This is a genomic window from Streptomyces sp. NPDC051776, from assembly GCF_040681345.1.
Lineage (GTDB): Bacteria > Actinomycetota > Actinomycetes > Streptomycetales > Streptomycetaceae > Streptomyces.
Genome location: NZ_JBFAYQ010000012.1, coordinates 118,462 through 141,827 on the forward strand (window position 1 = coordinate 118,462; position 23,366 = coordinate 141,827).

Sequence of the window (23,366 nt, forward strand, 5' to 3'; positions counted from 1 at the left end):
CGATGACCGACGCAGGCGCGGACGACTACCGCGTCGAGCACGACTCGATGGGCGAGGTGCGGGTCCCGGCCGCCGCGAAGTGGCGTGCGCAGACCCAGCGGGCGGTGGAGAACTTCCCCGTCTCCGGACAGCGCCTGGAGCGCGCGCACATCGAGGCGCTGGCCCGTATCAAGGCGGCCGCGGCCAGGGTGAACGCCGAACTCGGCGTGCTCGAACGGGATCTGGCGACCGCGATCGCCCAAGCGGCGGCGGAGGTCGCCGAGGGCGCCTGGGACGACCATTTCCCGGTCGACGTCTTCCAGACCGGCTCCGGTACGTCCTCCAACATGAACACCAACGAGGTCATCGCGACGCTCGCGAGCGAGCGCCTCGGCGCTCCCGTGCACCCGAACGACCATGTCAACGCCAGCCAGTCGTCCAACGACGTCTTCCCCTCCTCCGTCCACATCGCGGCGACCGCGGCCGTCACCCACGACCTGATCCCCGCCCTGGAACAGCTCGCCGCGTCCCTGCAGCGCAAGTCGGCGGAGTTCGCCGAGGTCGTGAAGTCCGGCCGTACGCATCTGATGGACGCGACGCCGGTGACGCTGGGTCAGGAGTTCGGCGGCTACGCGGCGCAGATGCGCCACGGCGTCGAGCGCCTCACCGCCTCGCTCCCCCGCCTCGCCGAACTCCCCCTGGGCGGTACGGCGGTGGGTACCGGCATCAACACCCCGCCCGGCTTCTCCGCCGCGGTCATCGCCGAGGTCGCCCGGGTCACCGGGCTGCCGCTGACCGAGGCGCGCGACCACTTCGAGGCCCAGGGCGCCCGGGACGGACTGGTGGAGACGTCGGGTCAGCTCAGGACCATCGCGGTCGGACTGACCAAGATCGCCAACGACTTGCGCTGGATGGCCTCGGGACCGCGCACCGGGCTCGCCGAGATCAATCTGCCCGATCTCCAGCCCGGTTCCTCCATCATGCCGGCCAAGGTCAACCCGGTGGTCCCCGAGGCGGTGCTCATGGTGGCCGCCCAGGTCATCGGCAACGACGTCACGGTCACCACGGCCGGCGCCTCGGGCAACTTCGAACTCAACGTGATGCTCCCGGTGATGGCCAGGAATCTGCTGGAGTCCGTCCGGCTGCTCGCCAACGCCTGCCGCCTGCTGGCCGACCGCACCGTGGACGGCATCACGGCGAACGCCGACCGCGCCCGGCAGTACGCCGAGTCGTCCCCGTCCGTCGTCACACCGCTCAACCAGTACATCGGCTACGAGGAGGCGGCGAAGGTCGCCAAGAAGTCCCTGGCCGAGCGGAAGACCATCCGCGAGGTCGTGCTCGAGTCGGGCTATGTGGACCGGGGAGACCTGACGCCCGAACAACTGAACGATGCTCTGGACGTCTTGCGCATGACACGCCCGTAGGGTCCGTGACGAGGCTCCGAGGAGCCCGTCGGCGCCGCGCCCGCGCGGGCCGGAGCCCCGGCCGGTCCGGGCCCGTGCGACGTCCCCCGGTACCGCGGGTCACGGCGCGAACACGGTCCCGCACCTAGGATCTGCCCATGACAGCGGAGACCACGGGAACGACGGGCGCGGCGGAGACGGGATCCTGGCAGCGGGGGGACCACATCCTCTGGCGCTACCGGAGCAACGGCTCCGACCGCGTCCACATCTGCCGTCCCGTCACCGTCGTCGAGGACACCCCGGAGTTGCTCGCGGCCTGGATGGCGCCGGGGACGGTCTGTGTGAAGCCCGTCCTCAGCGACGGCACTCCCGTGCACCGCGAACCGCTGGCCACCCGCTACACCAAGCCGCGCTCCACCACCCTCTCGCGGTGGTTCGGCACCGGTGTGCTCAAGCTCGCGCGCCCCGGGGACCCGTGGTCCGTCTGGCTGTTCTGGGAGAACGGCTGGCGCTTCAAGAACTGGTACGTGAATCTGGAGGAGCCGCTGCGGCGGTGGGCACGCGGCGTGGACTCCGAGGATCACTTCCTGGACATCTCCGTGCACCCGGATGGCAGTTGGGACTGGAAGGACGAGGACGAGTTCGCCCAGGCGCAGCAGGCCGGTCTGATGGACACCGGGCAGGCCGAACGCGTCCGGGCGGCCGGCCGCGCGGCCATCGAACTCATCGACGCCTGGGGCTCCCCGTTCCGCGACGGCTGGGAGAACTGGCGGCCGGATCCTGCCTGGTCGGTGCCCGAGCTTCCGGCCGACTGGGACAGTGGGGCGACGAGATTGCGGCCCTGACCCCGCCCGCGGAAGGAATCTTCCCGTTGGAGACCCTTGATGTGCCCCTGGACACCAACCGTAGGATCGTCGTCCGCAAGACTGCGCGCTGCGCGGGACAGGGACAACTCCTGAATCTCCGGAAAGGTTTGACCGTACGTCACAGTCACACGTCACACTCATCTGGAGTGCTGGAGGGTGGAAAGGTGAAGTCGTGAGCGGAGACGGCTACGACGGGTACGACCGGTTACGGATCGACCGGACCGGGCAGGCAGAGGCATTCGACGCGATCGGGGACCGCTACGACGACGCGTTCCCGCACAAGGAGGGGCAGCTCACGTCCGGCCGCCGGCTGGCCGAGTCGCTCCCCGCGGGCTCGCGCGTCCTCGACGTCGGATGCGGCACCGGGCTGCCCACTGCGGCGCAGCTCACCGAGGCCGGGCACCGGGTGATGGGCATCGACCTGTCGCCCACGATGGTCAAGCTCGCCCGCGACAATGTCCCGGGCGCCGAGTTCCGTGTGGCGGACGTGGCGGATCTGCCGGGTCTCACCGACCTGGCCGACCCGGCCGTCACGGCGGAGGAGGCGGCCCAAGGACCGCCGGGTCCGGGCCTGTTCGACGGCATCGTGGCCTACTTCTCGCTCCTGATGCTCCCCCGTGCGGAGATCCCGTACGCCTTGCGTACGCTGCACGGACTGCTGCGGCCGAAGGGGCTCCTCGCCCTGGCGATGGTCGAAGCCGATGTGGACGACTTCGCAATTCCGTTCCTGGGCCGCACGATCCGGGTATCCGGTTACGTGAGGGACGAATTGCGCCAGGTCGTGCTCGATGCGGGATTCGAGGTCGCCGGGGAGGACAGCTACGCGTACGCCCCGGCCAGCACGGACGTACCGCCCGAGATCCAGCTCTTCCTCAACTGCCGACGACGCGCCTGACCAAGCGCGCCCGACGCGCAGCCCCGGACGGATGGAACCCTACGCGTGACGGAGTACCCGACCTCACACAGCGGCCGCCAGGCCGCTGCCTCAGCGCCCGCGGCGGGCCAGGCCCCGCGGGACCACGAGGATGCCCCCAGCACGGCCGCCCCCGACCCGCGCCGCGCCATGCAGCAGGCCGCGAGCGGCTCCCCGGCCCCCGAGTCCGGGAGCCGGCGGCGGACCTCACGCCGCTCCGCGGAGCGGGACGGCACCATAGGCCGGCCCCGGCCGCCGGCCGACGGCATTGCCGCGGCCGCCGACGGCCGGGGGCACAGCCCCGCGGCGCCCGACGCACCCGCAGGACGGTCCGAGACGGCTCGGGGCGGCGCGCCGCACCCGACCGAGCCGGACACCTCGAGCGCGGACCGCAACGCCGCACGGGGCGCCGCCCGGCGCTCGGGCCGCGCGCAGGGCGGCGGCGCGTCGCGCCAGGAGCGCGGCGCCGGCGCGGCGTCCTCGGTGGCCAACCGCCGCAGCCGCGCAGGCGCTTCGGCCTCCACGGCCGACCCGTCGCAGGGAGTGCCGCACCCCACCGACGCGGACAGCCGCCGGGCCCCGGAGCGCAAGACCGCCACGGCCTCGTCGCGGCGCGCGGCGCGGGCGAAGGCCGCCGAGCCGAGCGGTTCGCTCGGCCACCAGCGGGCCGCGTCCGAGCCGATGACCGGCGCCGCCAGCTTGGGCGGACGGGCCGAGACCGTGGCGGACCCGGTCGAGCCCGTGCCGGACCGGCCGCACGGGGAGACCGGCACAACCTCCCGTACGGGGGACCGACTGCGGTTCGTCGGCGCCGCGACGCGCCGGATCGCCCGCGGCATCGACCTGGACGAGATCGTGCTCGGGCTGTGCCGGGCCACCGTTCCCACGTTCGCCGACGTCATCCTCGTCTACCTCCGCGATCCGCTGCCCGTCGGCGACGAGCGGCCGGTCGCCCCGGTCGTCCTCCGGCTGCGCCGCACCGACCGGATTCCCGAGGAGCAGGACACCGACGGCGGCCGGATGCCGTCCCTCAATCTGCAGACCGAGTTCCCGCAGGCCGCCGAGCTGGCGGAGGTGCGGCCCGGCGGACCGCTGGCCGAAGTCCTGCGCGGCGTACGGCCGGTGTTCGGCGATTCCGACGCGGCTCGTGCCGCGCTCCCCGAACTCCTCGGCCCGCACCACGCGGTCCCGGACAACCAGCGCGCGATCCTCGCGCCGCTGCGCGGCCGGCGCCGGGTGATCGGCGCGGCCGTCTTCTTCCGGCGCCCCGAGCGGCCGGCCTTCGAGGCGGACGACCTACTGGTCGCCGCGCAGCTCGCCACGCACACGGCGCTGGGCGTCGACAAGGCGGTGCTGTACGGGCGTGAGGCGTACATCGCGGACGCGCTGCAGCGCACCATGCTTCCCGAGACTCTGCCGCAGCCCACCGGCGTACGGCTGGCCAGCCGCTATCTGCCGGCCGCCGAGACCGCGCGGGTGGGCGGCGACTGGTACGACGCGATCCCGCTGCCCGGCAGCCGGGTCGCCCTCGTCGTCGGCGACGTCATGGGCCACTCCATGACCTCCGCCGCGATCATGGGCCAGCTGCGTACGACCGCCCAGACCCTGGCCGGGCTCGATCTGCCGCCGCAGGAAGTGCTGCACCATCTCGACGAGCAGGCGCAGCGGTTGGGCAGCGACCGGATGGCCACGTGCCTCTACGCGGTCTACGACCCGGTGGCGCACCGCATCATGGTGGCCAACGCCGGTCATCCGCCGCCCGTGCTGCTGCACTTGGGCGGTCGGGCCGAGGTGTTGCGCGTACCGCCGGGCGCCCCGATCGGCGTCGGCGGGGTCGACTTCGAGGCCGTGGAACTGGACGCTCCCGCGGGCGCCACGCTGCTGCTCTACACCGACGGACTCGTCGAGTCCCGGCTGCGCGACGTGTGGACCGGGATAGAACAGCTCCGCGAGAAGCTGACGGCGACGGCCCGGCTCACCGGGCCGGACCACCCGCCGCCGCTGGAGCCGCTGTGCGACGAGGTGCTCGACATGCTCGGCCCGGGCGACCGGGACGACGACATAGCACTGCTGGCCGCCCGGTTCGACGGGATTGCCCCGAGCGACGTCGCGTACTGGTTCCTGGACCCGACCGAGCAGGCGCCGGGCAAGGCGCGCCGGCTGGCCCGCCGAGCGCTGGACCGCTGGGGTCTCGCCGACCTCAGCGACTCCGTCGAGCTGCTCATCAGCGAGGTGGTGACCAACGCCGTGCGGTATGCGGAGCGACCGATCACGCTGCGCCTGCTCCGTACGGACGTGCTGCGCTGCGAGGTCGGTGATGACGTGCCGCAGCTGCCACGGCTGCGTCAGGCCCGACCTTCGGACGAGGGCGGGCGCGGGCTGTACCTGGTCAACAAGCTGGCGCGGCGCTGGGGCGCGACCCGGCTGAGCACCGGCAAGGTGGTGTGGTTCGAACTGGGCAGCCCGCCCCGCGGCTGAGGCATGCCGGCCTTGAGCCGGCCCTCGCCGGACCCCTGTACCCGGGCCGTCGCGGTCCTGCGCTCATGACCGCGGCGGCCCGGTCGCACGCCCGGCCGGCGGCGGCCCCGCGAGGTCACGGCGGACGATCGGGGTCCGCAGGGAGCCGGTTGCGGACACCGGCCGTACGCGGCCGGGAGCGCCCGGGGCCGTCCCGGCCCGGGGCGCTCCGGTCCGTCACTCCCGCCGCGGGGACAGAGGCTGCGGATCGTCGTCGTCGCCCGGACCCGGCGGTTCCGTCGGACGGGGGCTCGGCTTGGGCGGGCGTGAGCTCTCCGGCGGCGAACTCGAGGGAACGCTCGGCGAAGGGTCGTCCGGCGTGGAGGTGCTGGGCGACGGCTCGTCCGGGCTCGCCGTCCCGTCCGAGGGGGTGGGCGTGGGGTCCGGGTCGGGGTCGGCCGTGCCGGAGGAGCCGGTGGGCGCGGGGGTGATCGCCGCGCCCTGGTCGGTGTCCAGATCGAACTCCGCGGGGTCCTTTCCCTGTAGCGCGCTCTTGGTGTACGCGGCCCAGATTTCTGCCGGATAGCCACCACCGTTGACGCGACCGCCGCCGGCCGTGCCGCTGAGGGTGACGTGCCGGCCGTTCTCCGGGTCCTCGCCGAACAGGCCCACGGAAGTCACCATGTCCGGGGTATAGCCGGTGAACCAGGCGGATTTGTTGTCGTCCGACGTACCGGTCTTGCCCGCGATCTCCAGCCCGGCCGACCGCGCGGCCGCACCCGTACCGTCCTCGACGACACCCGTGAGCACGGACGTGACGCTGTCCGCGGTCGTCCGCTCGACGACTTGTTCCTTCTCGGGCTCCGGCAGTTCGGCCTTCTGCTCGCCGCGCTCTGCGGACTTCACCAGCCGCGGGGTGACCTTCTGGCCGTGGTTGTCGAGCGTCGCGTAGACGCCCGCCATGTCGAGCGGGCTCGCGCCCATGACACCCAGCGACATGGAGGGACGTACGACGAAGCCGCCCGCCTTCTCGTACATGCCGAGCCCGACGGCGGTGTCCTTGACCTCCTGGAGACCGACGTCGACACCCATCTGCGCGAACACGGAGTTGATGGAGTTGTTCATGGCCCGCTGGACCGTCACCTGGCCGTAGCTCCGGTTGTCCTCGTTCGGCGGGGCGAACGGGGTGGGGCTGCCCTTGACGGGGCGTTTGCTCGTGCCGTCGTAGATCGTGTTCGCCGCGATGGGCCTGCCGTCCTGGGTCTTGGCGCCGTTCTGCAGGGCCGATGCGAGGACGAGCGGCTTGAAGGTCGAAGCGGCCTGGTAGTCGCGGCGGGTGGCGTTGCTGATCTGGTGCTTGACGAAGTCCCGGCCGCCGTAGAGCGCGAGCACCCGGCCCGTCCTGGGGTCGACGGACGCGGCCCCGGGCTGGACGTGCCGGTCGACCTTCCGCTCCTTGGGGTCGAGGTCCGCCAGGAGCCGGGTCTTCACTGCCTTCTCCAGGGCGCGCTGCTTCTTCCGGTCGATGCTCAGGGTGATGTCCCACCCGCCCCCCGCCTCGAGTTCCTGCTCGTCGACTCCGGAGGCGAGCAGTTCGGCCTTCGCGGCCCGCACGAGATAGCCGGCCTGGCCCTGCAGGCCGGGGGCGGGCTTGGGGGCGATCGGCTCGGGGAACTTCAGGCCGTCGCGCTTGCCCGGGTCGATCCAGTCCATCTCCGCCATGTTGTCCAGGACGTAGTTCCACCGCTGGAGGACCCGGGTGCGGGCGGTTCCGTCGGACTTGGCATTGGTCCAGTCGTACTGGGTCGGGGCCTGGAGCAGGGCGGCGAGATACGCGCCCTGACCGACCGACAGGTCCTGGGAGTCGACGCCGTAGTAGGCGCGGGCGGCGGCCTGTATGCCGTATGCGCCGCGCCCGAAGTAGCTGGTGTTGAGGTAGCCCTCGAGGATCTCGTCCTTGGTCTTCTCCCGGTCGACCTTGAGCGAGATGATCAGCTCCTTGGCCTTGCGGGTGACCGTCTGCTCCTGCGTCAGGAAGTAGTTCTTGACGTACTGCTGGGTGATCGTGGAGCCGCCCTGCTTGCCCTTGCCGGTGACGGTGTTGAGCAGGCCGCGGGCGGTCCCCTTCAGGTCGACACCGCTGTCGCTGTAGAAGGACTTGTTCTCGGCGGCGACGAAGGCGTGCTGGACGTCGCGCGGCACCCTGGTCAGCCTGACCGACTCGCGGTTGACCTGGCCCTCGCGGGCGATGACCGTCCCGTCGCTGTACCGGTAGGTGTTGCTCTGGAGCTGCGCCTGGGCGTTGGCTCCGGGGACGTCGACGTAGAGGTACAGCGCAATGAAGGCGCCGATGAAGAGGGCGCACACGGCGAGGAAGCCGCCGAGCAGCTTCCGCCAGGTGAAGAAGCGGCGTATACCGCTCTTGGACCTCGCGCGGCGTGCGCCGCGTCCCCGCGCCCGACGCGCGTCAGCTCGTCCCATTTCCGCCCATGCTCCAGTTCCGTCGCCCCCGCAAACCCAACGACGCTAACACCGCAACTCGGGTGAAACATCAATCGATCTCGGTTTTTCGGGACGTGACAATCAGCACCCACCTACATGGAACTGACATGTGAACCGCCCGGAGGGTTGCCTCATCCGCATAATGTGCTATCACTTTGATAGAGGACGCGGAGTGGCCGCGCCGCACGACACGAGACGGGGGGACACCATGTCCGACGCACCGCAGATGCCGAAGCCACAGGTCCGCGAGGTCGCCGCGCACGACATCGGAGGCGGGCTCGCCCTGCTGCTGGGGCTGATAGGACTGCTCGTCGGGGCCGGTACGGTCATCGGCGGCGCCGCCGTGTCCAGCGACGGCCCCGCCGCGGTCGGCGTACCGCTGATCCTCCTCGGGGTGGTGATCGGCATCACCGCGATCTTCGCCATGTGCGGCCTGAACATGGTGGCTCCGGGCGAGGCCCGCGTGGTCCAGCTCTTCGGGCGCTACGTGGGGACCATCCGCAACGACGGCCTGCGCTGGGTGAACCCGCTGACCTCCCGCGAAAAGATCTCCACGCGGGTCCGCAACCACGAGACCCCCGTCCTGAAGGTCAACGACGCGTACGGCAATCCGATCGAGCTCGCCGCCGTCGTCGTCTGGCGGGTCGAGGACACCGCCCAGGCCGTCTTCGAGGTGGACGACTTCCTGGAGTTCGTCTCCACCCAGACCGAGGCGGCCGTCCGGCACATCGCGATCGAGTACCCCTACGACGCCCACGAGGAGGACGGCCTCTCGCTGCGCGGCAACGCCGAGGAGATCACAGAGAAGCTCGCCGCCGAACTGGCCGCCCGCGTCGAGGCCGCCGGCGTGCGGATCGTGGAGTCGCGCTTCACGCACCTCGCGTACGCGCCCGAGATCGCCTCGGCGATGCTCCAGCGGCAGCAGGCGGGCGCGGTCGTGGCCGCCCGGCGCCAGATCGTGGACGGCGCGGTCGGGATGGTGGAGGCGGCGCTGGCCCGGATGGCCGAGCACGAGCTGGTGGAACTCGACGAGGAGCGCAAGGCCGCGATGGTCGGCAATCTGATGGTGGTGCTGTGCGGAGACCGGGCCGCCCAGCCCGTCCTGAACACGGGCACGCTCTACCAGTGACGGACGTCCAGTGACGGACGAGGAAGTCCCCCGCGACACGGGGGGCGGCGACGGGCACCGGAAGCGGCGGCCGCAGCAGCGAAAGCAGGTGCTGCTGCGGCTGGACCCGGCCGTGCACGACGCGATCGCGCGCTGGGCGGAGGCGGAACTGCGCAGCGCCAACGCCCAGATCGAGTACCTGCTGCGGCGGGCGCTGGCGGAGACCGGCCGCCTGCCCCGCACGGCCGGGCCGATGCCGCGGCGCGGCCGTCCGCCGAGGGCCACCGGCCGTACGGTGGAGGCAGGCGGGGAACGGCGCGCGGCTGAGGCGGGTGGGGAACGGCGCACGGCTGAGGCGGGCGGGGAGCGGGAAGCCGGGCCGCGGCCGGACTGACTCCGGGCAGCGCTGGACCGGGCAGCGCTGGACCGGCAGCGATGACGGGGGCCGCGGTCATCGGGGCCGCGTCGGGTGATGGGAACCGGCCGAGGGGACCGGACCTCCGCCCACAGACCGGCCTCCCACCGCCCGGCCTCCGCCCCCGGACTCCGCCGAGCGGCGCGCACTCCCCGGCCACGGCCCGAACGCCCCAACATCACCACCGCACCGCCCTGACCTGCGAGAAAAGGCCATTCAGTACGTCTATACACCTCGCGTATACGCATGGTGTAGAGTCGCCGCCATGTCCATCGGCCACACCCTGCTCGGGCTCCTGGAGTCCGGCCCCCGCCACGGTTACGACCTGAAGCGCGCCTTCGACGAGCGCTTCGGTCACGATCGCCCGCTGCACTACGGGCAGGTCTACTCGACCATGTCGCGCCTACTGAAGAACGGACTCGTCGAAGTCGACGGGATCGAGCCAGGCGGCGGCCCCGAGCGGAAGCGGTACGCGATCACCGACGCCGGGATCACCGATGTCGAGCAGTGGCTCGCGCAGCCCGAGAAGCCCGAGCCGTATCTGCAGAGCACCCTCTACACCAAGGTCGTACTCGCCCTTCTGACCGGCCGCAGCGCCGCGGATCTGCTGGACTCCCAGCGGTCCGAACATCTGCGGCTCATGCGGGAGCTGACCCGCCGCAAGTCCTCCGGCGACATCGCCGACCAGCTCATCTGCGACCACGCGCTCTTCCATCTCGAAGCGGACCTCAGATGGCTCGAGCTGACCGCCGCCCGACTCGACCAGCTCGCGAAGGAGGTCCGCTCGTGACCCCCACCGGTGCCCTGCTCTCCGCCTCCGCCCTGCACAAGGCGTACGGCCCGACCCCCGCCCTCGACGGCGCGGACTTCCATATCCACCCGGGCGAGGTCGTCGCCGTCATGGGCCCCTCCGGCTCGGGCAAGTCGACGCTCCTGCACTGCCTGGCCGGGATCGTCCGGCCCGACTCGGGCGCGGTCCAGTTCCGCGGCCGTGAGCTGACGGCGCTCTCGGACGCCGAGCGGAGCGCACTGCGCCGCGGCGAGTTCGGCTTCGTCTTCCAGTTCGGCCAGCTCGTCCCCGAGCTGACGTGCGTGGAGAACGTCGCCCTGCCTCTCCGGCTGAACGGCACGAAGCGCAAGCAGGCCGAGGCCCGTGCGCTGGCCTGGCTGGAGCGTCTGGAGGTCGACGATGTGCGCGCCAAGCGCCCCGGCGAGGTCTCCGGTGGTCAGGGCCAGCGGGTCGCGGTCGCACGCGCGCTGGTCACGGAGCCGAGCGTGCTGTTCGCGGACGAGCCGACCGGCGCCCTGGACTCCCTCAACGGCGAGCGCGTGATGCAGCTCCTCACCGATGCGGCGAGGACCACCCGCGCCGCGGTCGTGCTCGTCACCCACGAGGCACGCGTCGCCGCGTACTCCGACCGCGAGGTCGTCGTACGGGACGGGCGGGCGCGGGACATGGCGGCCGTCGGATGAGCGGCACCCTGACCGGCCCCCCGGCCGGCACGCGCACCGCCCCGGGCGACGCGCCTGCCCGCGCGGGCTTCGCCCGCTGGGCCGGCGACCTCGCGATGGGGGCCCGGTTCGCGCTCACGGGAGGGCGCGAGAGCTGGGCGCGCACCCTGCTCACCGCGATAGGCGTCGGCCTGGGCGTCACGCTGTTGCTGACGGCGACCGCCGTCCCGTCCATGATCGCCGCCCGGGACGCCCGTACGGATGCCCGCTCCACGGTCAGCGGCTGGGGAGAGGAAATCAAGCCGGGCCCGGACACGCTCCAGGTCCTCGACCTCACCACCACCTTCCACGACAAGGACGTCCTCGGGATGGCCATCCACCCGGAAGGCCCCAACGCGCCCATGCCGCCGGGGATCTCGGAGTTCCCGGGCCAGGGGGAAATGACGGTCTCCCCCGCGCTGGCCGACCTCCTGAACTCGTCCGAGGGCAAGCTGCTGCGGGAGCGGCTGCCCGACCGCATCACCGGAACCATCGGCAAAGAAGGGCTGAGCGGGCCCGGTGAACTGCTCTACTACCAGGGCGCGGCGAAACAGCCGTCGACGGACCGGGTCTATCGCATCGACCACTTCGGAAGGCCGGACGCCACCGACCCGCTCCCGCCCGAACTGCTGCTGCTCGTCATCATCGCCTGTGTCGTCCTGCTGCTGCCCGTGGCGATCTTCATCGCGACCGCGGTGCGCTTCGGCGGTGAGCGGCGGGACCGGCGCCTGGCCGCGCTCCGGCTGGTCGGGGCGGACGCCCGGATGGTCCGCCGGATCGCCGCCGGCGAGGCGATGGTCGCCTCCGTCGCCGGACTGGCCGTGGGATGTGCTGTGTTCCTGGTGGCGCGGCAGTTCGCCGGCTCGGTGTCGCTCTGGGACATGACCGTCTTCCCCTCGGACGTGACGCCCGCCCTGTCCCTGGCGCTGCTGATTGCCGTCGCGGTTCCCGTCTCGGCGGTGCTGGTCACCTTGTTCGCGCTCCGCGGCGTCACCATCGAGCCGCTGGGTGTCGTACGCATCGCCTCGACGCGCCCCCGGCGGTTGTGGTGGCGGCTGGCGATTCCCGCGCTCGGGCTGGCCCTGCTGCTTCCGAAGGTGGGCGGCTTCACCGGGAGCGGTGACCTGGAGACGTACCAAGTCGCCGCGGGGGCAGTGCTATTGCTCATCGGGGTCACGGCCGTACTGCCCTGGCTCGTGGAAGCCGTCGTCAACCGGTTCACCGGGGGCCCGCTGCCCTGGCAGCTCGCGACCCGCAGGCTCCAGCTCAGCAGTGGTACGGCGTCCCGTGCGGTCAGCGGCATCACCATCGCCGTCGCCGGCGCGATCGCGATCCAGATGCTCTTCGCAAGCGCCGAGTCCAACAACACCATGGCCACCGGCCAGGACACGAGCTGGGCCCAGATACAGGTGTCCACCTCGGCCGACAGCCGGGAGGAGGCGGACCGGGTCTTCGACCGGATCCGCGACACCCGTGGGGTGAAGGGGGCCTCCCCGGAAGTCCGCGGTCAGGTCTCGGAGGCCCGTAAGCCGAAGAACGCCGAGGCCCGCTCCGACGAGATCACCGTTGCGGACTGCTGGGTTCTGCGGCGCCTTCTGCGCATCTCCGCGTGCCGGGACGGGGACGTCTTCGTCACGCCGCAGGAGGAGGACTTCGGTTTCGCCGAGCCGGGCATGACGGTGGATCTCACGGGCCGGTTGTCCGCGTCCGGAAAGCCGGAGCCATGGAGGATCCCCGCCTCCGCCCCTGTGGTGGAGGCCAGGGTGGGGCCGCTCGGATACCCGCCATCGGGCATCTTCGCCACTCCCTCCGCCGTGGACGTCGGGAAGTTGCGCGAGGCATCGGCGACCATCCTGGTGCGGCTCGACCCCGACGAACCGGAGGCCGCTGAGTACGTCCGCAACACCGCTGCCGCGATCTCCACGGCGAGCAATGTGATGAGGCTCAGCGAAACCGCCGTGGGCAACGACTTCGCCACCATCAGGCGCGGACTGTTCATCGGGGCGACCGCGACGCTGGTGCTGATCGGGGCAAGCATGATCGTGTCGATGCTTGAGCAACTGCGCGAGCGCAAGCGGCTGTTGTCCGTCCTGGTGGCCTTCGGGACGCGCCGCCCGACCGTCGGCTGGTCGGTCTTCTGGCAGACGGCCGTACCGGTCGCCCTGGGCCTCGGCCTGTCGGTCGCAGGCGGGGTCGCGCTGGGGGCGGTGCTGCTGAAGCTGGTCAACGAGCCGGTGGCCGTCGACTGGTCGAGCCTCGGCACGATGACGGCTTTCGGGGCGGCGGTGATCCTGCTGGTCACCCTCGTCAGCATGCCGCCCCTCTGGCGGATGATGCGCCCGGACGGCCTGCGCACCGAGTAGCCCCCCGAGCCGGACGACGAACGCGTCCCCCGCCGCGGCACCTCCCAGCGGCGGGGGACGCACTCCGTGTTGCCGGACCCGATCAGGAGCCATACGGCGGGTACGAGCGCCCATGAACGCCTGGGGCGCCCGTACGAGCCGGGCGGTTCAGCGTACGAAGTCCCGTGTCACCTGGGAGACATGGTCGCTCACGAGCAACCAGGCGTGCTCGACGCATCCGACGTCCGTGTTGGAGGCTCCGTCGAGCAGGGTGCTCTCGTCCGGGTTGATGAGCTCGTCGCAATGCGACCAGAAAGTCCCGTAGTTGACGTCCCCCGGGGTCTCGTCCCCGGCGTTCAGCTCGGCCAGGAAGGTGCTGTCCGCCTTCATCTCCTTGCAGGACGTGATGGCCCACGAGCAGACCCCGGCGATGCCGGTGCCGTGGTTCGGACCCCCCAGGGAGACCCAGTCGTCGACGTACTGATCGCCCCCGAGGAACTTGATGTAGTAGCGGGACCCGAGGCCGCCCATCGAGTGGGTCACGATGTCGACCTTCTCCGCACCGGTGCGGGCGCGCAGGGCGTCGACCTCGTTGCGGATCTGCTCGGCGGTGGTGACGTTGGACTGGAAGGGGTTGTACGACATGGCCTCCAGCCGGTCGGCCGGGTAGCCGGCGTCCTCGAAGTCGCTCTTCATGTCGAACCAGTTCCATGCACCGCCCTTGTAGCCGTGCACGAAGAGCACGGGGTCCGGTTCGTCCGCTTGCGCCGGCGGTGCGGCGACCAGCGGGGTCAAGACCAGGGCGAGTGCCGCGGCCAGGGTGGAAAGGGTGCGTCCGCTGATGCGCATGGGCGGCTCCATGTCTGCTCGGAGTGCAACAGGAGGCTGACGGCGCACACCGGACGCGGGCGGCGGTCGGTCCGGACCCGTCCCCGTTTGCCGTCGGCCACACCGGTCCGCGTCCCGAGCGGGCCGGTGTGACACTGGTTACTCTCAATTGATGGCCATGCCTTAACAAGGAGTAGCGATACTCAACTTGGCGCGTAACAGGGCCTGATGACGCCCCTGCGATGGAGCGGCGCGAGCGCTGTGCGCGAAGCCCGCGGAGAGGCGCGGAGGAGTGCGCGGACAGCGGCGCCCGTACGCCGGAGTGCCGCGCGGACTCGGAAGCCGTACGGACCGGAACGTCCGTACGGCCGGATGCCCCTCCGGCCGGAAGCCCCCACGGCCGAGAGGCGTCCACGGCTGCCTCGGCTGCCGGACCGGTCTCGACGGGTCGAGCCTTACCCGGACGGGGCCTTACCCGGACGGGGCCTTACCGGACAGGGCTCGACGGGCGGGACTCGACGGGCCGGGCCTTACCGACGGGGCTGGACGGGCGGGACTCGACGGGCCGGGCCTTACCGACGGGGCTGGACGGACCGGACCGGACTCGACAGGCCAGGCCTTGCCGGATCAGCCCCCTACGCCCCGCAGATCTGCACGGGCAGCGGCCGGAGCGCCTCGCGCAGCCCGGCGGCGAGCATTCCGAACTCGTCCGCCCGCGCGGCCCCTGAGCGCATGGCCAAGGCTATGCGGCGCGACGGGGCGGGGTCGGCGAAGGAACCGGTGGCCAGGCGGTCGTTGCCCGAGGTCTCGACACGCAGCGCCGTGCGCGGCAGCAGCGTCACCCCGAGTCCACCCGCGACGAGCTGGACCAGCGTCGAGAGTCCGGCCGCGCTCGTGGCCAGCTGAGCGCTCTGCTCCCGTCCCACTTCCCGGCAGATGTCGAGGGCCTGGTCGCGCAGGCAGTGCCCCTCGTCCAGGAGCAGCAGGTCGAGTTCGCGCAGCGCCTCGCGCGGGATGTCGTCCCGCCCGGCGAGCCAGTGGTCCACCGGCATCGCCAGCACGAAGTCCTCGTCGAACAGGGGGAGTTCGGTCACTCCGGGCGCGCCGAGCGGCACGGCGAGCAGCAGCACGTCCAGGCGTCCGTGCGCGAGCCCAACGAGCAGCGAGCCGGTCTGCTCCTCGTGCACCTGGAGCTCCAGCTCGGGGTAGCGGTCACGGACCGTGCGCAGCACGGTCGGCAGCAGATAGGGCGCAACGGTCGGGATGACGCCGAGCCTGAGCACGCCGGTGAACGGCGCCCGCACCGCCTCGGCCTCCTCCAGCAGCCCGCCCACGGCGTCCAGCACGGTACGGGCGCGCCCAGCGAGCCGCTCCCCCGCCGGAGAGAGCAGCACCTTGCGCGTGGTGCGTTCCAGGAGCTGCACCCCGAGCACGTCCTCCAGTGCGGAGACGGCTCCTGAGAGCGCGGGCTGGCTCATGCCGATGGCCGCTGCGGCGTCGCGGAAGTGGAGGTGCTCGGCGACCGCGGCGAAGGCGCGGAGCTGGGCGAGGCTCGGCTGTCGTACGCCTCCCCCGGTCCGCCCGGGGGTTCGCCCGGTCGCGCCACCCACGGCCACTGATAACCACCTCCGATCAACATCAACAAGTCTACCGATTTCCGTGATCAATCCGCGGCCCAGGGGCGCACGCGCAGCGGCTCCAGCTCCGGGAGGCTGCTGCGGCGCCGGCAAGAGTGCACGAGGGTGCGGAGCTACGGGGGTACGGGCGTGTGGTTGATGTCGTCCGCGCTGGTGGTGGTAGTCGGTGCCGCTGGCGGTTCCGGCAGCAGCCGCGCTCTTGGTGGCGGACTGGCCCAGCGCAGCAGGCCGACGGGTTGGACCCCGGGCCGGCTGGATCGAATGCGGTCAGCTTGGGGTGTCGGGCGTGAAGCGGTAGCCGATGCCGGGTTCGGTGATCAGGTATCGGGGGGTAGAGGGTTCTGGTTCGAGTTTGCGGCGCAGGTTGGCCAGGTGGACGCGCAGGTAGTTGGTTTCTGTCTCGTATCGCGGTCCCCATACCTCGTGCAGGAGCTGGCGCTGGGTGACCAGGCGTCCGGGATGACGGACGAGGATTTCCAGCAAGTGCCATTCCGTGGGGGTGAGTCGGGTCTCCCCGTCGCGGGTCGTGACGCGTTTGGCGGCCAGGTCGATGGTGAAAGCGGCGGTAGTGACCACCGGCTGGTCTTCCGCGGGGGTGGCGCGGCGCAGAGCGGCGCGGATGCGGGCAAGGAGTTCTCCCATGCCGAAGGGTTTGGTGACGTAGTCGTCGGCGCCGGCATCCAGGGCGTTGATCTTCGCGGTCTCGTCGTGGCGGGCGGACAGGACGATGATCGGGACGGTGGACCAGCCACGCAGGCCCTCGATGACCGCGATGCCGTCCAGGCCGGGCAGGCCGAGGTCGACCACGGCCAGATCGGGCGGGTTTCCGGCGGCGGCGTTCAGGGCGGTGGTCGCGTCCGGTGCTGTGGTGGTGGTGTAACCGCGGGCGGTCAGGCTGATGGTCAGTGCGCGCAGGAGGTGGGGATCGTCGTCGACGACCAGGAGGCGTGTCATGGTGCCGCCGGAAGGGTGAGCGTCATGGTCAGGCCTCCGCCGGGGGTGTCGGTGGCCATGAGCGTGCCATCCATGGCTTCGGTGAAGCCGCGCGCGATGGCCAGGCCCAGCCCCAGGCCGCGAGTGGTGCTCTGGTCGTCCAGGCGCTGGAAGGGGGCGAAGATGCGGTCGCGGTCGGCGGCGGGGACGCCGGGGCCGTGGTCGATGACCTGTAGCTGGATCCTCTCGCCTGCGGTCCTGGCATGCAGGTGGACCAGCCGGTCGGGCGGGCTGGCACGGAAGGCGTTGGCGACAAGGTTGGCGATCACTCGCTCCAGCAGACCGGGGTCGGCCAAGACCAGAGGGAGGTTGTCGGCGATTTCCAGGTCCGGCGTCCGGCCGCGCGGTGCGGGAGTGTGCAGGAGGGCGGCCGCGATCACCTCGTCCAGGGTGACGGGACGTGGGTGCACGCTCAGGCCTCCGGCCTGCAGGCGGCTAAGGGCGAGCAGGTTCTCCACCAGGTCGCCCATCTTGTCAGCCGCGGCGTCGATGGTCTCCAGCAGTTCCGCCTGCTGTCCCAGGGCGAGATCCAAGTCGGGTTCGCGCAGGCTGGACACCCCTGCCTTGATGCCGGCCAGGGGCGTGCGCAGGTCGTGGCCCACAGCGGCGAGCAGGGCAGCGCGTACCTTGTCGATCTCGGCGAGCTCGCGAGCGCGGGCAGCCTCGACAGCCAGGCGCTCGGCTTCAAGGGCGCGGGCAGCGGCCGTGGCCAGCCGAGCCAGCAGACGGTGATCGGCGGCGAAGACATCGGGTCCGTCAGCGACCAGCCGCAGGCCCTGGCCGACTGGCGCGGAGAGCGCAGGATGCGGCGAGGGCGACTCGCCCACGACGGCCATCGCCTTCTCGCTGCCTTCGTCGCCCTCCAAGAGGGCGGCACCAGTCATGCCGAAGGTGTCACGGACATGCTCCAGCACCGTGGTCAACGGACGCCCCTGCAGGGGCGCTTCGGTGATCTTGGCCAGCAGGGCGGCCTCGACCCCACTGCGGGCCGCGGCGGCCCGCTGCCGGGCTGCCAGATCGACCGCGACGCTGACGGTGACCGCCACCGCCACATACACCACCAGCGTGATGACAAGGTCCCGGTTCTCCACGTCCAGGGTGTGGAACGGGGGGACGAAGAAGAAGTTGACCAGCACATCCGAGGCGAATGCGGCCGCCAGCGCCACCCACACCCCGCCGGTGGCGGCCACCACGACCACCGCCGCAAGGAAGATCAGGACAATACTTGCCAGCGATAGCTCGCCCCGGGCAGGCACCAGCGCCGCCGTGAGCACCGCCAGCCCCGCTGCTGCTGTACCGGCCACCAGCAGTCGGCGGACCGCGCTCGGTCTGCGCGTGCCACTGCTGCCGAGCGGTGAGATGCGCCCCTTCATGATTGAAAACGCTAGTCGACCGTGGAGGAGCTGCCTCGCTCCGGCTTCGGCGGCTGGGCGTGCCTACCGTCGGTGGAGTCCAGCTGCCAGGGCACGCTGGTGACCATCACCCCGCGCTGGAACAGCAGGCGCGCCTTGAGCCGCAGCGCGGACTGGTTGTGCAGAAGATGCTCCCACCAATGGCCGACCACGTACTCGGGGATGTAGACGGCGATCAGATCGTTGGGGTGCTCATGGTGGAGGCGGGCGATGTAGTCCAGCACGGAACCGGTGATGTCGCGGTAGGGGGAGTCCATCACAGTCAGGGGAACCGGGATCTCCCGCTCGGCCCACTCGGCGCGCAGTGCCTCCTCCTCTTCCGGTGTGATCTTGACGGTGAGCGCGGTGAGCGTGTCCGGTCCGGTGGCCTTGGCGTAGCCCAACGCCCGCAGGGTGGGGCGGTGCAGCTGGGAGACCAGCACAACCGCATGGACGCGGCTGGGCAGCACCACTCCGCCCGGCTGCGGGCTCAGCTGGCGGGCCACCTGGTCGTAGTGACGGCGCACCGCGCGCATCATCGCGTACAGCACCGGCATGGCGATGACCACCAGGTAGGCACCATGCGAGAACTTCGTGACAAGGACGACGACCAGCACGAGCGCCGTCAGGCAAGCACCGCTGGCGTTGATCGCCCGCGCCCGGTGGATACGGCGACGCTCCCGCAGATCGACCACGTTCGCGAGTTGGCGGTTCCAGTGCCGCACCATGCCTGCCTGCGAGAGGGTGAAGGAGGTGAACACGCCCAGGATGTAGAGCTGGATCAGCCGAGTCACCGATCCGTCGAAGGCGTAGATCAACGCGCTGGCGACCACGGCCAGCAGCAGGATGCCGTTGGAGAAGGCCAGCCGGTCCCCGCGGGTGTGCAGCTGCCGGGGAAGGTAGCGGTGCTGTGCCAGGATCGAGCCCAGCAACGGGAAGCCGTTGAAGGCGGTATTGGCAGCCAAAATGAGGATCAGCGCGGTAGCGGTTTGGATGTAGAAGAACATCACCGAGTCGCTCCCCCCGAACACCGCCGCAGCGATCTGGGCAATTACCGTCCGCTGCGCGTCGGTGGCGCAGTTGCCGGGGAACCCCACCAGGTGGCAGGCATCCTCCACGTAACGGACATCAGCGATCAGCGCCAGCGCCGTGATCCCAGCGAACATGATGATCGACAGTGCGCCCATCATCGCCATTGTCTTCGCCGCGTTCTGCGGTTTCGGAGGCCGGAAGGCCGGCACCCCATTGGAGATCGCCTCCGCCCCGGTCAGCGCCGTGCACCCGGAGCTGAACGCCCGCAGCGCCAGCAGTACCAACGCCATGCTGGTCAACCCGATTTGGCCGGGTTCCGGCTCGACCCGCCAGCCGGCGCTCTCGGCCACCGGCGTGTGACCGAAGGCCGTTTGCAGCATGCCGACGAGGATCATCACCAGCACTCCGGCAATGAACAGATAGGTCGGCACCGCGAACAGCCGACCCGACTCGCGCACCCCGCGCAGGTTCATCGCCGTCAGCAGCGCCACGAAGCCCAGATTGATCAGAACCCGGTGGGGATTCAGCACCGGGGCGGCGGAGATGATGTTGTCCACCCCGGCGGCCACCGACACCGCCACGGTCATCACGTAGTCCACCATCAGGGCCGCGGCTACCACCAGGCCCGCCGACGGCCCCAGATTCCGGGAAGCCACCTCGTACGAGCCGCCCCCGGACGGGTAAGCCTGTACCACCTGCCGGTAGGACAGCACCACCACCGCCAGCAGCACCACCACGGCAGCGGCCACCCACGGCGCCAGGTGCAGATACGCCAGGCCACCCAATGTGAGCACCAGCAAGATTTCCTGCGTCGCGTACGCCACCGAGGACAGGGGGTCACTCGCGAAGATCGGCAACGCGATCCGCTTGGGCAGCATCTGCTCACCCAGACGATCGCTACTGAGCGGGCGGCCCACGATCAGCCGCTTGAACGGTATGGACACAACCGGCAGTGAACGCTCACGCCCTTCGGCCACCCGAATCTTTGCGCCCTCTTCACGCCCCCAACGACGATCTTGACGCATTCTTGGCACGCGGGCTGCGTCCCGGTCGCATCGTGAACTTCGATCAGCACCCCGGGCGCCCGCAGACAAAAACCGAGTCTCGATCTGTCGTCCATCACGCGCGCGTGTTGCACATCGTTCGTGAGGAGTTCGGAGAGCACGACCATCGCCGCGTCGTCCAGCACGGTAAGGCCCGGTTGGCCGGTGTCCGCTGGACGCAGCGGAAATGCCGACGCTGTGGATGAACGATCTACGTCGCCAGCCACGCCACTGCACTGATAGCCAACTTCGATCAACGCCGACCGATGCCGCGATTTCTGCGATCAGTTCCGTTGTGACATGTTGGTGCCACCGATCCAACGATCTTGGAGTCAGCAAGACCATGCTCACCATTGGTGACAAGTTCCCCACGTACGAACTGACCGGCGTCACAGGCCCGGCGGGCGCCATGGAGTTCAAGACCTTCTCCAGCAAGGACCGTGATAAGGGTTGGTCAGTCGTCTTCTTCTGGCCCAAGGACTTCACCTTCGTCTGTCCCACCGAAATCGCCGCGTTCGGCAAGCTGAACGAGGAGTTCGCCGACCGCGACGCGCAGATCCTCGGTGTCTCCGGTGACTCGGAGTTCGTCCACCACGCCTGGCGCAAGGATCACGACGACCTGCGCGATCTGCCCTTCCCGATGCTCGCGGACTCCAAGCACGAGCTGATGCGCGACTGCGGCGTCGAGGGCGAGGACGGCTTCGCGCAGCGGGCGGTCTTCGTCGTGGACCCCAACAATGAGATCCAGTTCACGATGGTGACCGCCGGCTCCGTCGGCCGTAACCCCAAGGAGGTCCTGCGGGTGCTCGACGCGCTGCAGACCGACGAGCTCTGCCCCTGCAACTGGAGCAAGGGCGAGGACACCCTCGACCCGGTCAAGCTGCTGGCCGGTGAGTGACCATGTCACTGGCTGACCTGAAGTCCGCGATACCGGACTACGCCAAGGACCTGAGGCTGAACCTCGGTTCGGTGATCGGCAACTCCGAGCTGCCTCAGCAGCAGCTGTGGGGCACGGTGCTCGCCTGCGCCATCGCCGCGCGCTCGCCGCGCGTGCTGAAGGAGCTGGAGCCGGAGGCGAAGGCCAACCTCTCGGCCGAGGCGTACACCGCCGCCAAGTCCGCCGCCGCGATCATGGCGATGAACAACGTCTTCTACCGGACCCGGCACCTGCTGTCGGACCCGCAGTACGGCACGTTGCGCGCGGGGCTGCGGATGAACGTCATCGGCAATCCGGGCGTCGAGAAGACCGACTTCGAGTTGTGGTCGCTCGCTGTCTCGGCCATCAACGGCTGCGGCCAGTGCCTGGACTCGCACGAGCAGGTGCTCCGTAAGGCGGGCGTGGACCGCGAGACGATCCAGGAGGCCCTCAAGATCGCCTCCGTGATCCAGGCCGTGGCCACGACGGTGGACGCCGAGGCCGCGCTGGCCGGATAACGGCGGGCCGTCCGGCGCCGCGACAGCGCCGTCTCACATGGGCGGAGCCCCGCGGGCCACACGTCCGCGGGGCTCTTCGGCGTCTGCGCCGGCCACGGCACCTACGCGGTGGCTCCGGGCTGCGCCGTCGTGGGCGAGGCCGCCGACGGGGCAGACGGGGCCTGTTCGGCGGGCTCGTCGGTGGGTGTCCCCGCCGGATCGACCCCGCCGGCCGGCTGCGGGACCACGGCGGCGCGCAGCGCCTGTTCACGGGAGTACGTCCGCAGATAGCCGACGACGGTGTTCGTGACGGCGACCAGCGGCACGGCGACCACCGCTCCGCCGATACCGGCCACCAGGCTGCCCGCGGCCACCGACAGCACCACGGCGAGCGGATGCACCCGTACCGCGCGGCCCAGGATGAACGGCTGCAGCACATGCCCCTCGATCTGCTGCACCGCGAGCACCACGATCAGGGCCATCAGCGCGGTGAACACCCCCTGGGTGACCAGGGCGACGATCACCGCCAGGGCGCCCGAGACCACCGCGCCCACCAGCGGGACGAACGCGAAGAGGAAAATGAACACGGCCAGCGGCACGGCCATGGGAACGTCCAGGACGTAGAGCCCGAGCCCGATGAAAATGGCGTCGATCAGCGCCACCAGGACCGTGCCCCGCACATAGGCGGTGAGCGTCCGCCAGGCGCGCGGGCCCGCGCCGGCAACCCCGGGCCTGGCCGCGCTCGGTACGAGCTTCAGCGCCCACTCCCAGATCCTGCGCCCGTCGTAGAGCAGGAAGAGCGTGCTGAACATCGCCAACAGGATCCCGGACAGTCCCTCGAGGATCACCGTGACCCCTTCGAGTCCGGCTGATGTCAGCTCTTCCGTGTTGGAACCGATCGCGTCCCGAAGGCTGTTGGCGATCTCGCTGATCTGGTCCTCGGTGACATGGAACGGGCTCTTCAGGAGCCATGCCTGCAACTCGTCGATACCGTCCTGGACGCGCTTGGCCAGGGTGTCGACGTTCTCCATGACCTGCCAGGCCACGAACCAGCCCACCAGGCCCATGATCACGAAGCCGGTGATGAAGGTGAGGGCGGTGGCCAGCCCGCGCGGCAGCCCCACCTTGCGCAGCCGGGCCACGGTGGGCTGCAGCAGCGCGGTGATGAGCAGCGCGGCGACGAACGCCAGCACCACGAGCTGGACGGCGCTGATGACGCGCATGAGCACCCAGAGCGTGCCCGCGAGGACCAGCAGCCGCCAGCCGGCCTCGGCAGCCACCCGCACACCCCAGGGGACGGCGGCGGCGGGATCGGGTTTCGCGGCGACGGCGGGTGCGTACGCGGGCGGGGCCGGTACGTGGTCCGCGGCGCGCGGCGCGTCCGCATCCTCTCCGGGATCCGGGGCACCCTCCCCCGTCGGGGAACCGGATACCTTCCCGTAGTCGTCCTGCTCGGCCGACGCCGCCGCGGCGGCGCGGCGCTCGTCCATGCGCCTCACGGCGCGACCCAGACGCGAGCCCCACTCGCCCAGCCTCTGCGGCAATGCGGACAT

General features: G+C 70.8%; 18 protein-coding genes. 11 read left to right on the top strand and 7 right to left on the bottom strand.

Features of this window, described 5'->3' with window-relative positions; all coding sequences use genetic code 11:
• Positions 1-2: 2 nt before the first annotated feature.
• The 4 genes from AB0M26_RS12825 (at position 3) to AB0M26_RS12840 (ending at position 5,639) form a co-directional block, all read left to right on the top strand.
• Entirely contained in the window at positions 3-1,403 is a 1,401-nt protein-coding gene (locus AB0M26_RS12825) for a class II fumarate hydratase (protein ID WP_365258922.1), read from the top strand.
• A gap of 137 nt (positions 1,404-1,540) precedes the next feature.
• Positions 1,541-2,227: a DUF402 domain-containing protein gene (locus AB0M26_RS12830; RefSeq protein WP_365258925.1), complete on the top strand. Its 687-nt coding sequence runs from the start codon at positions 1,541-1,543 to the stop codon at positions 2,225-2,227.
• A gap of 193 nt (positions 2,228-2,420) precedes the next feature.
• Positions 2,421-3,143 carry a class I SAM-dependent methyltransferase gene (locus tag AB0M26_RS12835; RefSeq protein WP_365258928.1) on the top strand — a complete coding sequence of 241 codons (723 nt, stop codon included), beginning with the start codon at positions 2,421-2,423 and terminating at the stop codon, positions 3,141-3,143.
• Positions 3,144-3,398: 255 nt separating this feature from the next.
• Positions 3,399-5,639 carry a SpoIIE family protein phosphatase gene (locus tag AB0M26_RS12840; RefSeq protein WP_365259057.1) on the top strand — a complete coding sequence of 747 codons (2,241 nt, stop codon included), beginning with the start codon at positions 3,399-3,401 and terminating at the stop codon, positions 5,637-5,639.
• A gap of 216 nt (positions 5,640-5,855) precedes the next feature.
• Here the strand turns inward: AB0M26_RS12840 and AB0M26_RS12845 are convergent, their stop codons facing one another.
• Entirely contained in the window at positions 5,856-8,099 is a 2,244-nt protein-coding gene (locus tag AB0M26_RS12845; RefSeq protein WP_365258931.1) for a transglycosylase domain-containing protein, read from the bottom strand.
• 229 nt (positions 8,100-8,328) lie between these two features.
• On the opposite strand from AB0M26_RS12845, the gene AB0M26_RS12850 reads away from it, so the two are divergent.
• The 5 genes from AB0M26_RS12850 to AB0M26_RS12870 all read left to right on the top strand — a co-directional run bounded on the left by AB0M26_RS12850 (position 8,329) and on the right by AB0M26_RS12870 (position 13,497).
• A complete protein-coding gene (locus AB0M26_RS12850) occupies positions 8,329-9,249 on the top strand; it encodes an SPFH domain-containing protein (protein ID WP_365258934.1) in 921 nt (306 codons plus the stop codon).
• Positions 9,250-9,259: 10 nt separating this feature from the next.
• A complete protein-coding gene (locus tag AB0M26_RS12855; RefSeq protein ID WP_365258937.1) occupies positions 9,260-9,622 on the top strand; it encodes a hypothetical protein in 363 nt (120 codons plus the stop codon).
• A gap of 286 nt (positions 9,623-9,908) precedes the next feature.
• Positions 9,909-10,433 (top strand): PadR family transcriptional regulator, encoded by a 525-nt coding sequence (locus tag AB0M26_RS12860; protein WP_365258940.1) that lies wholly within the window; start codon positions 9,909-9,911, stop codon positions 10,431-10,433.
• Complete coding sequence (locus AB0M26_RS12865) at positions 10,430-11,116, top strand: ABC transporter ATP-binding protein (protein WP_365258943.1); 687 nt, start codon at positions 10,430-10,432, stop codon at positions 11,114-11,116. Before AB0M26_RS12860 ends, AB0M26_RS12865 begins: the two co-directional genes overlap by 4 nt.
• On the top strand, positions 11,113-13,497 hold the full coding sequence (locus tag AB0M26_RS12870) for an FtsX-like permease family protein (RefSeq protein ID WP_365258946.1): 2,385 nt from the start codon (positions 11,113-11,115) through the stop codon (positions 13,495-13,497). The genes AB0M26_RS12865 and AB0M26_RS12870 overlap by 4 nt, the downstream gene beginning before the upstream one ends.
• Positions 13,498-13,644: 147 nt before the next feature.
• Here AB0M26_RS12870 and AB0M26_RS12875 read toward each other — a convergent pair whose 3' ends face one another.
• The 5 genes from AB0M26_RS12875 to AB0M26_RS12895 form a co-directional block, all read right to left on the bottom strand.
• The gene (locus AB0M26_RS12875) at positions 13,645-14,325 is read right to left on the bottom strand and encodes a triacylglycerol lipase (RefSeq protein ID WP_365258949.1); all 681 of its coding nucleotides are present in this window, start codon (positions 14,323-14,325) and stop codon (positions 13,645-13,647) included.
• Positions 14,326-14,939: 614 nt separating this feature from the next.
• A complete protein-coding gene (locus tag AB0M26_RS12880) occupies positions 14,940-15,920 on the bottom strand; it encodes a LysR substrate-binding domain-containing protein (protein ID WP_365258952.1) in 981 nt (326 codons plus the stop codon).
• Between the two features lie 288 nt (positions 15,921-16,208).
• Complete coding sequence (locus AB0M26_RS12885; RefSeq protein ID WP_365258955.1) at positions 16,209-16,895, bottom strand: response regulator; 687 nt, start codon at positions 16,893-16,895, stop codon at positions 16,209-16,211.
• A complete protein-coding gene (locus tag AB0M26_RS12890; protein ID WP_365258958.1) occupies positions 16,892-18,307 on the bottom strand; it encodes an ATP-binding protein in 1,416 nt (471 codons plus the stop codon). Before AB0M26_RS12890 ends, AB0M26_RS12885 begins: the two co-directional genes overlap by 4 nt.
• Positions 18,308-18,318: 11 nt before the next feature.
• Positions 18,319-20,235, bottom strand: a complete 1,917-nt coding sequence (locus AB0M26_RS12895; RefSeq protein WP_365259060.1) for an APC family permease — start codon at positions 20,233-20,235, stop codon at positions 18,319-18,321.
• Positions 20,236-20,743: 508 nt separating this feature from the next.
• Between AB0M26_RS12895 and AB0M26_RS12900 the strand changes: the two genes are divergently transcribed.
• Positions 20,744-21,298 carry a peroxiredoxin gene (locus AB0M26_RS12900; RefSeq protein WP_365258961.1) on the top strand — a complete coding sequence of 185 codons (555 nt, stop codon included), beginning with the start codon at positions 20,744-20,746 and terminating at the stop codon, positions 21,296-21,298.
• A 2-nt stretch (positions 21,299-21,300) separates the two neighbouring features.
• Positions 21,301-21,834, top strand: a complete 534-nt coding sequence (locus tag AB0M26_RS12905; RefSeq protein WP_365258964.1) for an alkyl hydroperoxide reductase — start codon at positions 21,301-21,303, stop codon at positions 21,832-21,834.
• A gap of 101 nt (positions 21,835-21,935) precedes the next feature.
• On the opposite strand, the gene AB0M26_RS12910 is transcribed toward AB0M26_RS12905, so the two are convergent.
• Positions 21,936-23,366, bottom strand: a complete 1,431-nt coding sequence (locus AB0M26_RS12910) for an AI-2E family transporter (protein WP_365258965.1) — start codon at positions 23,364-23,366, stop codon at positions 21,936-21,938.

Coding starts and splice junctions, on each gene's coding strand:
- AB0M26_RS12860 (WP_365258940.1), top strand. CDS start 9,909: ATGTCCATCGGCCACACCCTGCTCGGGCTCCTGGAGTCCGGCCCCCGC.
- AB0M26_RS12895 (WP_365259060.1), bottom strand. CDS start 20,235: ATGCTGCCCAAGCGGATCGCGTTGCCGATCTTCGCGAGTGACCCCCTG.
- AB0M26_RS12910 (WP_365258965.1), bottom strand. CDS start 23,366: ATGTCCGCATTGCCGCAGAGGCTGGGCGAGTGGGGCTCGCGTCTGGGT.
- AB0M26_RS12850 (WP_365258934.1), top strand. CDS start 8,329: ATGTCCGACGCACCGCAGATGCCGAAGCCACAGGTCCGCGAGGTCGCC.
- AB0M26_RS12830 (WP_365258925.1), top strand. CDS start 1,541: ATGACAGCGGAGACCACGGGAACGACGGGCGCGGCGGAGACGGGATCC.
- AB0M26_RS12870 (WP_365258946.1), top strand. CDS start 11,113: ATGAGCGGCACCCTGACCGGCCCCCCGGCCGGCACGCGCACCGCCCCG.
- AB0M26_RS12890 (WP_365258958.1), bottom strand. CDS start 18,307: ATGAAGGGGCGCATCTCACCGCTCGGCAGCAGTGGCACGCGCAGACCG.
- AB0M26_RS12875 (WP_365258949.1), bottom strand. CDS start 14,325: ATGCGCATCAGCGGACGCACCCTTTCCACCCTGGCCGCGGCACTCGCC.
- AB0M26_RS12845 (WP_365258931.1), bottom strand. CDS start 8,099: ATGGGACGAGCTGACGCGCGTCGGGCGCGGGGACGCGGCGCACGCCGC.
- AB0M26_RS12885 (WP_365258955.1), bottom strand. CDS start 16,895: ATGACACGCCTCCTGGTCGTCGACGACGATCCCCACCTCCTGCGCGCA.
- AB0M26_RS12900 (WP_365258961.1), top strand. CDS start 20,744: ATGCTCACCATTGGTGACAAGTTCCCCACGTACGAACTGACCGGCGTC.
- AB0M26_RS12905 (WP_365258964.1), top strand. CDS start 21,301: ATGTCACTGGCTGACCTGAAGTCCGCGATACCGGACTACGCCAAGGAC.
- AB0M26_RS12825 (WP_365258922.1), top strand. CDS start 3: ATGACCGACGCAGGCGCGGACGACTACCGCGTCGAGCACGACTCGATG.